This is a genomic window from Priestia megaterium (assembly GCF_023824195.1).
GTDB classification, from domain to species: domain Bacteria; phylum Bacillota; class Bacilli; order Bacillales; family Bacillaceae_H; genus Priestia; species Priestia megaterium_D.
The window spans coordinates 2,152,266-2,164,927 of sequence record NZ_CP085442.1 but is presented as its reverse complement, the minus strand read 5'-3'; the positions used below and the strand labels follow the sequence as shown (position 1 = coordinate 2,164,927).

11 protein-coding genes are annotated in these 12,662 nt (G+C 37.5%); 4 read left to right on the top strand and 7 right to left on the bottom strand.

Going from position 1 to position 12,662, the window contains the following annotated elements; all coding sequences use genetic code 11:
• Positions 1-129 precede the first annotated feature (129 nt).
• The 3 genes from LIS78_RS10905 to LIS78_RS10900 all read left to right on the top strand — a co-directional run bounded on the left by LIS78_RS10905 (position 130) and on the right by LIS78_RS10900 (position 2,458).
• Positions 130-1,155 (top strand): LLM class flavin-dependent oxidoreductase, encoded by a 1,026-nt coding sequence (locus LIS78_RS10905; protein ID WP_195780255.1) that lies wholly within the window; start codon positions 130-132, stop codon positions 1,153-1,155.
• Positions 1,156-1,286: 131 nt separating this feature from the next.
• Positions 1,287-1,421, top strand: a complete 135-nt coding sequence (locus tag LIS78_RS31340) for a hypothetical protein (protein WP_286676954.1) — start codon at positions 1,287-1,289, stop codon at positions 1,419-1,421.
• Between the two features lie 215 nt (positions 1,422-1,636).
• Positions 1,637-2,458: a Cof-type HAD-IIB family hydrolase gene (locus tag LIS78_RS10900; RefSeq protein ID WP_013082899.1), complete on the top strand. Its 822-nt coding sequence runs from the start codon at positions 1,637-1,639 to the stop codon at positions 2,456-2,458.
• Between the two features lie 48 nt (positions 2,459-2,506).
• On the opposite strand, the gene LIS78_RS10895 is transcribed toward LIS78_RS10900, so the two are convergent.
• Positions 2,507-3,850 carry a 2-hydroxycarboxylate transporter family protein gene (locus tag LIS78_RS10895; RefSeq protein WP_195780256.1) on the bottom strand — a complete coding sequence of 448 codons (1,344 nt, stop codon included), beginning with the start codon at positions 3,848-3,850 and terminating at the stop codon, positions 2,507-2,509.
• A gap of 143 nt (positions 3,851-3,993) precedes the next feature.
• On the bottom strand, positions 3,994-5,703 hold the full coding sequence (locus LIS78_RS10890) for an NAD-dependent malic enzyme (RefSeq protein ID WP_195780257.1): 1,710 nt from the start codon (positions 5,701-5,703) through the stop codon (positions 3,994-3,996).
• Positions 5,704-6,200: 497 nt separating this feature from the next.
• On the opposite strand from LIS78_RS10890, the gene LIS78_RS10885 reads away from it, so the two are divergent.
• A complete protein-coding gene (locus LIS78_RS10885; protein WP_013056760.1) occupies positions 6,201-6,605 on the top strand; it encodes a hypothetical protein in 405 nt (134 codons plus the stop codon).
• 27 nt (positions 6,606-6,632) lie between these two features.
• Here LIS78_RS10885 and LIS78_RS10880 read toward each other — a convergent pair whose 3' ends face one another.
• From LIS78_RS10880 to LIS78_RS10860, 5 genes are all read right to left on the bottom strand, one after another.
• Positions 6,633-8,123 (bottom strand): peptide MFS transporter, encoded by a 1,491-nt coding sequence (locus LIS78_RS10880; protein ID WP_209151570.1) that lies wholly within the window; start codon positions 8,121-8,123, stop codon positions 6,633-6,635.
• A 528-nt stretch (positions 8,124-8,651) separates the two neighbouring features.
• On the bottom strand, positions 8,652-10,016 hold the full coding sequence (locus LIS78_RS10875) for an allantoinase (RefSeq protein ID WP_252285148.1): 1,365 nt from the start codon (positions 10,014-10,016) through the stop codon (positions 8,652-8,654).
• Positions 10,017-10,232: 216 nt separating this feature from the next.
• Positions 10,233-10,406 carry a hypothetical protein gene (locus LIS78_RS10870; protein ID WP_252285147.1) on the bottom strand — a complete coding sequence of 58 codons (174 nt, stop codon included), beginning with the start codon at positions 10,404-10,406 and terminating at the stop codon, positions 10,233-10,235.
• 130 nt (positions 10,407-10,536) lie between these two features.
• Positions 10,537-11,964 carry a sensor histidine kinase gene (locus LIS78_RS10865; RefSeq protein WP_195780261.1) on the bottom strand — a complete coding sequence of 476 codons (1,428 nt, stop codon included), beginning with the start codon at positions 11,962-11,964 and terminating at the stop codon, positions 10,537-10,539.
• Positions 11,954-12,628, bottom strand: coding sequence for a response regulator transcription factor (locus LIS78_RS10860; RefSeq protein WP_252285146.1), 675 nt, complete (start codon positions 12,626-12,628; stop codon positions 11,954-11,956). Before LIS78_RS10860 ends, LIS78_RS10865 begins: the two co-directional genes overlap by 11 nt.
• Positions 12,629-12,662: the final 34 nt, after the last annotated feature.

Sequence of the window (12,662 nt, the reverse complement as noted above, 5' to 3'; positions counted from 1 at the left end):
AATGGCAAAGTCAACTTATTTTTCAAAAAATATTTTTCTTTAAAAAAACTCTTTTCATCTGGAAAATCCTTTGCTAAAATTAATCCCAATTATTCTTACCTTTTTTATCAACTTTAAGGAGTGTTTTCAGTGAAATTAAGTATTTTAGATCAAAGCCCGCGTTATGAAGGTGAGCGTGCTGAAGATGCATTTCAGCATACTATTCAATTAGCTCAGCTAGCAGAAGAACTTGGCTACCATCGCTTTTGGGTAGCGGAGCATCATGACTCTGAACATGTTGTAGGATCATCACCTGAAGTGTTAATTTCTCACCTGCTCGCTAAAACGCATCATATCCGTATTGGTTCAGGAGGTGTTATGCTTCAGCACTACAGCCCTTATAAAGTAGCAGAAAATTTTAACGTTTTAGCCTCATTATCTCCAAATCGCATCGATCTTGGAATCGGTAGAGCACCAGGAGGACTACCTCATTCTACTCAAGCCTTACAACAAAACTCTCAGACCACTAAGTCCTTAACAGACAAACTGATAGAACTTAAACAATACTTAAACGATACGCTGCCGGAAGATCACCCTCTTTACGGTTTAAAAGCCTATCCAAAACCGGAAAAATCAGCAGATATGTTTTTACTGGGAGCAAGTGCTTCAAGCGCAGAAGTTGCGGCTTCATTAAACCTTCCATATGTATTTGCTCAATTCATTAATGGGGAGCAAAAAGTACTAGAAGAAGCGATTTCTGCCTATAATCAGCACGTTTCATCTCACGCTCGCTCGCTTGTCGTTGCGCTTTCCGTCATCGTAGCGGATACCGTAGAAGAAGCAAAAACATTAGCATCCAGCACAAAAATATTTAAAGTATACTTACAAAATGGTAAGTCCGTTACATTAGGCTCCAAAGAAAAAGCTGAAGAATTTGGTCAACAGTCCAAAGAAAGCTATCGAATTGAAGAGAAAGAAGCAAACGTTATATACGGTACAAAAGAAACCGTTCGTCAAAAGCTCCAAGCTTTGAAACAGGCGTTTTCTATTGATGAATTTATCATACTTACTGCTATTCAAAATTTCGAACAAAAAAAGCGATCTTACACGCTCTTAAAAGAAGCATTCAGTGAAGGAGATGCCCAGAAAACTAATCACACTCTAGCTGCTTACTAATCCAGAAGCTGGGACAAAAGAATTTTAGTCGAAGTAAAATACGAACTAACAATCAAAATTTTCGATTATTAGTTCGTGTTTTTTATTGTTAAAATGAACGTAGCTTTCATGTGTTTAGTTGCTTCTAGCTGGTGATTGGAGAGCAAGGCGAAGTCTCCTGCGGGAAAAGCGGAACAGATGAGACCCCGCAGGAGCGTATGCGACGAGGAGGCTCATCGGTCGCCCGCGGAAAGCGAAGTCTTGCACGGAAATCAACAGCGGTGTAACAAGTCATCCATACTAGATCATTTATCCCATTTGTTCGTCTATAGATTCGAGTGATTTAGTTATGTCTCAATTTCTTTGTTTCATCTACTTACAAGGAGTTCAAACAAAGTATACGCATGCTTCTTTTTTTCAAAAAATCATTAAATTGAATCAAACGTTTTTTTATAGTACCATATGAAGATATGAGTCTAGTAGAAGAAGGGAATTTACAAATATGCCTTACAAAATGATTGTTTTAGATTTGGATGATACACTATTATGCGATGATCACACTATTTCTCCGCGCACAAAAGAAGCATTAATGAAGGCGCAAGAATCGGGAGTAAAAGTTGTACTTGCTTCTGGCCGACCAACTTACGGAATGGTTCACATCGCCAAAGAACTAGAATTAGAAAAGTACGGAAGCTTTATTTTATCGTTTAACGGAGCGAAAATTATTAATTGCTTAACAAATGAAGAGCTATTTAGCAGCACATTATCTCCGAGAACCGTTGCACGTCTCGACGATATTAGCCGCGAAGAAGGCGTTTTAATTCATACGTACGTTGGAGATGAAATTATAACCGAAGTAGAAAATAAATTTACGGATATTGAAAGTGACATTACAGGTCTGCCGATCCGTGTTGTTTCATCTTTTACTGATGCCGTTACAGAACCTGTTGTAAAAGTACTCATGCTTGCAGAACCGGAAATGCTGGTTCACGTTGAAAAGAAACTTCAAAAGCAGCTTCAAGGAGAGCTAAGCGTAATGCGCTCTAAACCATACTTCCTTGAATTTACAGAAGAAGGCGTCACAAAAGGGACAAGTCTCCACTTATTAATTCAACAGCTTGGCATTACACGCGATGAAGTGATTGCCATTGGCGACAGTTATAATGATCTTGCCATGATTGAATTTGCTGGACTTGGCGTAGCAATGGGAAATGCTCCTGAAGATATTAAAGAAAAAGCCAACCACGTAACAGATACAAACATGAACGACGGTGTGGCAAAAGTTGTGGAAGAATTTATCTTAAAACCTGTTAGCGTTTCATAAGACAAAAAAAGCAGCTCGTACGAACCGAGCTGCTTTTTTGTTTTGATTTTATACTCCTAAAAGTTTCATAAGAAGCGTAGCTAAAATAACAGTGGAAGCGCCTCCAAGTCTTGTTGCTACTTGAGCAAATGGCATAAGTGACATACGATTGGAAGCTGATAAAATCGCTACGTCTCCCGTACCTCCTAAACCGCTGTGACAGCCGGTTACAATTGCAGCATCCACTGGATGCATTTTCATCATTTTACCTACAAAATAACCCGTTGCTACCATAGCAATAACAACTGCTGCACATACGACTACATAACCTGGTGTAACAATTTTCACTACATCTTCAAGAGGAATATACAAAATCCCTAGCCCTACCATTAACGGCCATGTTAAGCTCGTAGAAATGAATTTGTACATATGATAAGCACCTTGCTCCATTTTAGCAGGCATTACTTGTAAACATTTTACTAGCGTTGCCGCTACGATCATTAAAACTGGACCTGGAATTCCTAAAAACTTATGTGCTAAGCCTCCGAAAATAAAGAAACTACATGCAATTAAAAGACCTGCGCCCATTAACGAGAAATCCACTGGTTTCTTGATATTTGTATCTTCTGAGATGCCATCTCCGCCTTTTGTCTTCACAAGAACTCCATTACCTGTTAATTCTGGCTTTTTCTCTCCTAGACGTTTCATTAAGCCAGCACATACGATAGCAACGATGTTTCCAATAACAGCAGCTGGAATCATTTGCGACACAAAAGATTCTGCTGAACTACCTAAAATTTGAGAATAAGCAAGTGAAAGCGGTAAAATACCTTCACCAATCCCTCCTCCAATAATTGGTACAACAATATAGAAAAATGTATGTTTTGCTCCGTAACCAAATAACATCCCAACAGCTACGCCTGCAGCTACAGCGGCTAGCGTACCTAATACAAGCGGTACGAACATACGTGTAAAGCCTTGAATTAAAACTTTGCGGTTCATACCAAGGATACTTCCGGCTACTAAACAAGAAATATAAAGGTATAAAAAGTTTGATGTCTTCATCAAAGTTGTTACCGCTTCCATAGATGCGGGATTTAAAACATTATAAAAAACTAATACGGAAGGTACAAGCAGTGATAAAATAGCTGGTCCGCCAATATCTTTTAAAATCGGAATTTTTAATCCTAAATCACCAAGCAGCATTCCCATCACCATAATAATCGCAAATCCGCCAATCATATCTGGAGGAAGCTCGTTGTAAACGGCCGCGCCATATACAATTAATGCAAGTAAAATGTATAGCGGCAGAGGAATAACTCCCACTTTAATATTGTTGATTCGGTTCCAAAAACCCTTATTTTCAGGCTGTGAATCTTGAGTAAACGTTTCCAATTTACGTGCTGTATTCATCTCATAACCCCCTGTGGTTCTAATATAGAGAATCATACACAAGTTTTAAAAAACTATATACGTTATGTAACTTAAGAATTCTTTTTGTAACTAAAAAAAGCACAGCTTCTTTTTTCAGAAGCTGTGCTTTTTCTATCTAAAAATTAAGCATTTACTGTTTCTAAAGCTTTAATTTCTTTGTATGTTGGTTCCCACATTGCTGCTTTTACTGCCGCTTTAACATCTGTTGGAACTTCTTTTGCAACGCCATCTTTAATTGCTGCGTTAGCAACCGCTAAAGCAACGTTATATGATACTTCACGTAATTCTTCTACGCGTGGTAGCAATGAAGCACCTGGTTTGCTGCTGTCTACCATTTGGGCTACAGCGTGTGCACATGCTGCAAACATGCTGTCTGTAATAACTTCTGCTTTTACCACGATTGATCCAAGACCAAGACCTGGGAAAACAAAAGCATTATTAGATTGACCAATTTCATATTCCACACCATCGTAGTTAACTGGTTCAAACGGACTTCCAGTCGCTACAAGCGCTTTTCCTTCTGTCCAATTTAATAGGTTTTCAGGAGTAGCTTCCGCAAGCGGAGTTGGATTTGACATCGGTAAAATAGCTGGGCGTTCTACATGCTTAGCCATTTCTTTTACGATTTCTTCTGAGAATGCGCCTGCTACGCCAGAAGTACCAATTAAGATTGTCGGCTTAACTTGTCTGACAACTTCTAAAAGAGAAATTTTGTCTTCTTCACGGTTCCAGTCTTTTACTTCTTCTGCTTTTCGTGCATAAGGAGTTTGGAAACCTAATAAGTCGTCCATGTCATCTGTTAAAAGGCCTCGGAAATCAACTGCCCAGAAGTTTTTGTATGCTTCTTCTTCTGTAATACCGTCTAATACCATTGCGTCACGAACTTGATCTGCAATACCGATACCTGCTGTACCCGGTCCAAAGATTAAAACGCGGTGGTCACGAAGTGGCATTTTAGACACTTGAACTGCTGAGAAAATAGCGGCAAGCGTTACAGCACCTGTTCCTTGGATATCATCATTAAACGTTAGAATTTCTTTTCCGTACTTGTTAATAATGTTACGAGCATTTACATTACCGAAATCTTCCCAGTGTAACAGTGCATTAGGGAATATTTCAAGAGATTTTGAAATGAATTGATCTACGAAATTATCATAGCGCTCACCACGGATACGTTCATGGCGGTTTCCTATATATAGAGGATCATTTAATAATTTTTCGTTGTTTGTTCCTACATCAAGAACAACTGGAAGTACTCTGCTTGGATCGATTCCTGCTGCAGCTGTGTATACGGCTAATTTACCGATAGCAATATTAATACCACCAACGCCCCAGTCACCAATTCCTAAAATACTTTCTGAATCTGTAATAACCATTAAATCAATGTCTTCACTATTTGCATCGATATTTTTAAGAGCTTCTTCAATGCCTTCTACATTATCGATTGACAAGTATACGCCACCCGGACGGCGATATTCATGGCTGTATTCTTGGATTGCTTGTCCAACTGTTGGTGTATAAACAACTGGAAGCATTTCTTTTAAGTGATCTTGCAATAAACGATAGAATAATACAGCATTACGGTTCTGTAAATCGTTTAAATACACATTCTTACCAAGGTTATCTGCCTGAGCTAAAAATTGCTCATATGCACGTTTTGCCTGCTCATCTAAAGTTAAAGTCATTGGAGGAAGTAAACCTTCTAATCCTAACGTTTTACGCTCTTCTTTTGTAAAAGCTACTCCTTTGTTTAACATTGGAGCTCCTAAAATTTCTTTCCCACGTAAAGTCGTTTCAATTGTTTCATTATCTGCAAAAAATACGTTGCGCATACGACTATCTTCCTTTCTGTAGACTTGTATGACAAGCATACAAGTTGGTTAGATTTAAGTAATTAATACCTTATATGGATATTACTCATATTATTCAAATGTCCGTTAACTTTTTATGAATAGCTTGCTAATTCATTTGACAATAGTATATTTTATGCCTATCTATTTCTGCTGTCAACTATTTTAATAGAGCAATTTTTTAGTTATAAAGAGGTAGAAATTTCTGAATTTAATATCTTTTATCAATTTTCTTTTTATATAGGACTAAGAACCCTCTTTATTCTATTCATCTCTTTTTGAAAGCCAAAATAATCCTTTAATATGGAAAAAATGTTTAATTATAAAAAATTTATTTTGAAATAATTTTAGTTTACCTATAAAAGAATATTTTTTATTTTTTTGTCTATGCTGATTAGTGAATTACTATGAATATTTTTTCCTTTCTATCTATACATATAAACTACATAGTTCTTTTTTATAATAATGGAGGTTATTGTATGTTAAAACCAGATACAGCTATTATTTTTGGATTTCTTATCGAAGAAGCGGCCAGTCGATTAGACGATCAAGAGATTAAAGAAATTGCGGCTAAAGAGCTAGAAAATGGAGAATTGGTATTTGAAGAAGCCAGTTATTTTTATAAACGCTTTTTTATCCCTGCTTCCTCTGAATTAAGACAAGCTCTTCGCCGAGAGGTCTTATCGCTTCATTTAACATTAAATCAAATCAAAAATGCTCATGGCAACGGATCCATGTCTAAGATTGCTCATATGCATCAAATTATTGCAGAAACTGAAAAATCAACAAACGAACTTAACAGACTTTTAAATCTTGCGTTCTATGAGGGTGAGGACGATCAGACCTACGCCTCCTTCATGAATATTTTTTCAAATAAATCATAAAAAAACCGTCCTTAAGGACGGTTTTTCTTATTGAACACCTTTCATTAAACGCTGAATTTTTGGCGAAATCATTAGCACAATTACACCTAAAATGACCGACACTCCGCCCAATGCAGCAAAATAAACAACTTGCGAAATGTTTTCATAGTATTGAACAAGCTGAGCATTGATTGCCTGCGCCGCTGCGCTTGTTAAGAACCATAAACTCATCGTTTGAGCAGAAAACGCTGCAGGTGCTAGTTTTGTTGTAGTTGATAACCCTACTGGTGATAAACAAAGCTCTCCAACTACAACTAAGAAGAAGCTTAACACTAACCAAAGCGGGCTCGCTAACGTTTCATTTCCATGAATACTAGCTGGAATAACCATGACAAGGAAAGAAAGCCCTGCAAATAATAGTCCTAATGAAAACTTCTTTGGTGTAGAAGGCTGTCTGTTTCCTAATTTCACCCAAAGTGCTGCAAAAACTGGTGCAAATATAATAATGAATAACGGATTTAACGATTGGAACCAGCCAACTGGAATTTTAAAGCCGCCATACGTTAGCTGTGTATGATCTTTTGCATACGTTGCTAAAATTGTTGACCCCTGCTCTTGAATTGCCCAGAACATTACTCCAGAAATAAAAAGAGGGATATAAGCTAATACGCGTGAACGCTCATCAGCTGTTGTCTTGGGACTCTTATACATAACCACAAAGTAAATAATAGGAATAACAATCGCTAAAATACTTACAAATAAAATAACGCCTTCAACTGTTAAAATGCCCGCTAAAGAAGTCAGTACAATAAAGATTGCAAGTACAACTGCAACAAGTGCAATAGTACCAAATACTTTTTTGCGTTCTTCTGGTTTTAAAGGATTTGGTACTTGTCTACCTGCACGACCTAGAGTTTTGCCTCGTGTAGCCATAAATACAATTAGACCTAAAAGCATTCCTACTGCCGCGATTCCAAAACCTAAGTGATAATTATATTTTTCACCTACTGTTGAAACAACTAGCGGTGCGATAAATGCTCCTGCATTTACACCCATATAGAAGATACTAAATCCAGCATCTCGACGGTTATCCGTAGGACTGTACATATCACCAACAACGCTTGAAACGTTTGGTTTTAATAAACCTGTTCCAATGATAATCAGGAACATCGAAATAAACAGCGCTGTTACACCTGCTGGCAACGCAAGCACTAAATGCCCCAGCATAATAAATATACCACCGTAAAACACCGTATTAGACGTACCTAAAATGCGGTCTGCAATCCAACCGCCAATAATTCCAGACATATAAACAAGGGAACCATAAATAGAAAAGATCGCTAAAGCGGTTCCTTGTTCCATTCCTAATCCACCGTTTGCAATTGTATCGTACATGTACAATACAAGTAGCGCACGCATTCCATAGTATGAAAAACGCTCCCAGAATTCTGTAAAGAACAAGGTAAATAACCCTTTAGGATGTCCGAAGAATCCTTTTTGAGGAACTGTTTCATACACTTTTTCTCTCTCTACCGACATATTCCTTAACCTCTCTTTCAACCGTAAACCACCATAGACAAAACTGTCAAAAAATTATGATGATATAAAAAAATAGAAACAAGAAAATTTTATTCTTATAAAATGATTCTGTCAATATCAGAATTTTACAATGAGTGCATAAAATACGGTTTTCCATTATAAAATTGCACCTATAAAAAGCTTTAAATCAAGATTTCTTTTCTTAAAATATCTTTTTGGGAATTTTTTTATACAAAACCCTTGATTACAAAGCATCTGATTATCTACTTTTCATACAATCAGATAATATTTTTCTTTTTGGGAATTTTTTCTCTATATTAAAAAAGAAATTTTATTATTTTTTCATTATGCTTCCCTCAACCGAAAATATACTTTTTCAGAATAATAAAAGCTTCTTTAAAAATGTCTCTTTTGTTATAGTAGATACTCTTTTTTCGTCTATGTAGCACCTTTAATATAAGTCATCCTCATTTTTTTATGTAAAAAAAGAGATAAAAGGTTTATTTTTTACCTCTTTTTGCACTGTACTTACAACTTTACGTATTCACCGTTTACCATTTGTCCTTTGTGAAGAGGAAACACACCTTCTTCTTTATTGTATACAATCGTTCCTCTATTAATGGTAGTTAAAATAACGCTATTAAATACCGTTCCTTCATATATACTGTGCTTATGTTTGAAAACCATTCCTTCTTTTGTCACTTTTTCAGTTTGATCCAGATCAACGATAACCAAATCCGCATCGGATCCTAGCAAAATGCTCCCTTTTTTAGGATATAAACCGAATCGTTTAGCAGGATTGGTTGATACAAGCTTTGAAATGTGAGAAAGAGAAATCCCTCTAGTGATGGCTCCCTCACTAATCATTGCTTGCAAAGAGTATTGACCGCCTGATATTCCACCCCAAACTTTAAATAAATCATTCTGATGAGCTGTTTTTAACTCAATCGGGCAAGGAGAATGATCCGAAGAAATCATATCTACTTCCTCTGATTGAATACAAGCCCATAATTTTTCTTTTTGACTCCTGCTGCGAAGAGGAGGTGCACACTTAGCCGTTACGCCAATTTCTTCAAAGTCTTCCTCTGTAAAAAGTAAATAATGCGGACAAGTTTCCAGCGTAACGTTCATTCCATTCTTCTTTGCTTCCGTAATAAGCTGCACTGCTTCATAGCTGCTAATGTGTACAAAGTGAAGCGGACATCCCGTTTCTTCACCGTACTCAAGCGCTTGCTTTACTGCGTTTACTTCTGCTACAACAGGTCGCGTTTCCAAATAATCTTTAATAGCAGTTTGCTTTTGCTTCTGTTTAGCCTCTTCAAGCTGCTGTATTAAGTCATTTCTTTCAGCATGCAGGGCAAGCACTTTATTTAGTTTTGCAATCTCTTTCATTCCTTCGTATAATGTGAGGTCATCTGAGAAATCAAATTCAGAACCGGCTTCTGACATAAATGCTTTAAAACCTATTACACCCGAATGAGCCATTTTGGCTAATTCTTCTTTATTACCAGGAACCAACCCTCCCCATAGACCATAATCTACTACTGACTTTTGATCAGCCAGCTTTTTCTTTTCCCACAGCGCTGCTTCTGTTACGGTAGGAGGAACGCCGTTTAAAGGCATATCAAAATACGTAGTGCAGCCTCCTGCGGCCATAGATGCTGAACCGTAATCAAACCCTTCCCAATGGCCTCGGCTCGGTTCATCAAAATGCACGTGAATATCAATCATTCCAGGCAGAACATATTTGCCTTTAGCATCTACGTATTTTTTTGCTGGTATGCTAACACCTTGCGCTATTTCTGCAATCTTTCCTTTTTTAATACCTATATCCGCTTTTACTATTTCGTCTTCTAATACGACCGAACCATCCCGAATAATTAAATCGTACATGTTATCAAACTCTCCTTTACTTAATTACTTCATCTTTTTATTAAACGAAGTAGTCTGCTATTGTTCTATCATGCACTGTTTCCTTTAAAAAGTCTTTATCCTTGTAAAGAAACCTGCCACATAGACTGGTTATTACGCTAGTAAATATAACTGAATTATCTGATTTTCACACTCGCCATTTTGTCTAAACTTTTCTTTTTCATTTGGTCACTTTCACTAACTAAAAAGAGATTGAGACATAACCAAATCAATGGACGAACAAATTGGATAAATGGGCAAGTATAGATCGCTTGTGACACTGCTGTTGATTTCCGTGCAAGCCTTCGCTTTCTGCGGGGTCTCACCTATTTCGCTTTTCCCGCAAGAGTCTTCTCCTTGCCCTCCAATCAACAGCTAGAAGCAACTACATACGTGAAACCTACGTTCACCCTAACCATAAAAAAATCCGAACGAGTTTGATTCCCCATCAAGAATCAAACTCGTTCGGATCTTCCTTCAACTAATTTTGTCACAGCCTCTTTTAACTCTTTTTCACTTTTTGTGACATTGGCAACCTTACTGTAAATGTACTTCCTTTTTCTTGTTCACTTTCTACGTCAATTTTTCCTTTATGTGTTTCTACAATCCATTTAGCGATTGCTAGGCCAAGCCCATGACCTCCCATTTGACGGGATCGGGATTTATCAGCACGATAAAAGCGGTCAAAGATTCGATCCTTTTCGTCGGGATGAATTCCAACCCCTGTATCACGTACTTTTAATATACATTCACTCCCATGCTGAACCACTTGAATGTTTACACTTCCATGAGGAGTCGTATATTTAATAGCATTGTCTAACAAAATGTAAATCAGCTGAGTTAGACGCTCTTGATCTCCAGTTACCACTAATTTTTCCGGCGTATCCAGCTGCAAATCAATATGTTTAGAAATCGCTAGGGTTTCAACGGATTCCATTACCTTTTGCACCGCATCTGTAATATCAAAGGGCATCATTGCTTTTTCTACTTTATTAGAGTCTGAGCGTGCAAGCGTAAGCAAATCACTGACGAGACTCGTCATCCGCTTCACTTCAGCTTTCATATTATTGATTAATTTTTTAGAAAAAGGATCTTCTGTTACTTCCTCCTGCATTTCTAAAGCGTTGATAGAAGAAAGCATAACGCTAAGCGGCGTTCTTAACTCATGGGATGCATCCGCCACAAACTCTTTTTGCTTTTGGAAAGCTGTTTCAATTGGGACCATGGCACGTTTTGACATTAAGCGGCTGATATAAATGGCTACTCCTACAAACAGTACGGTAAGGCTCAGCATAATAATAAGGAGCCACTTTAACAGCTGATAAAGAAATGAAACGTCTTTTCCAATATAAAGCATCCCTAAAAATTGACCTTTATAAAAAATAGGTTCACCCGCCATCATCAAATCAATATCTATTTTGCCTTCCCCGTTTTGCCCTTTTACTCCTTCAATGTGTTCAAAGCTAGGACGCGGGGCTTTTATTCGTTCTTTCCTCACTTCATTTTCAATAGGGATCCACCCATCAATTAAATCTAATAAGTTAGAGCGAAGCCGCTCGCTCGCTTCGTTTCCCATAATAAGGTCCCCTTCAGGACTGATTACATAATAAAAAAACTGATCTTCACCGGCTACGACAATGTTTTTGTACTCTTCTTTTGACTGTTGATCCGAGCTGTTTATCGCTTGTTTAATTAAGATGCTTTGGACAATTCGAGACTCTTGTTTTAACATGCTATTTAAGTTTTGCTGCTGACTGTTGGATACAACCACATATACCAATGCATAAACAATAAATACGAATAAAAGCAGAAACAGCATTAGTAATGCGCTGTATCGGAATGTTAAACGATTTTGCGTCTGGCTGAATAAATCTTGCTTTACTTTTTGTTTTACTTTCTGTTTAGCCCTCGTAAGAAGTTTAGCTTTCAATTTTGTAGCCTACTCCGCGAATGCTTTGAATAAGATCCTGTTTGTTGAATTTCTCTAGTTTTTTTCGCAAAAGTTTAACCGTCGCATCAATCGTTTTAATCGAAACATCTGATTCATATCCCCATACCCGGTCTAAAATAATATCTCGAGAAAGAACTTGTCCTTTGTTTTTCACTAAAAAATCTAGCAGTTGAAATTCACGAGGACTTAATTGAATAAACTCCTTGTCAAACTGCACGGTTTGACTTGCTCTTTTTAATATCATGCTGGCAATCTCTACTTCTTCTTCTAAAATTGGCGCATAATTACGGCGAGACAAAGCGCGAAGCCTTGCAAGCAGCTCGTCAATTTCAAATGGCTTAATAACGTAATCATCCGCTCCCGCATCTAAGCCTTGTATACGATCTTGAACTGCATCTTTTGCTGTTAACATAAGAATAGCTCCGGCGTATCCTTCTTTTCTTAGACGTTTACATACATCGATTCCGTCTCCATTGGGCATCATCCAGTCAAGAATTAACACATCATAGTGCGCTTCAGATGCATAATCATATGCATCATTCCCTTCTGTCACCCATTCGACGTTATAGCCTCCTTTTTTCTTCAGCATATAACTAACTAATTCACCTAGCTGCAAATCATCTTCTGCTAGCAGTACATTCATTCTGCGTAACTCCTTCCTTCACCCGATACATTTC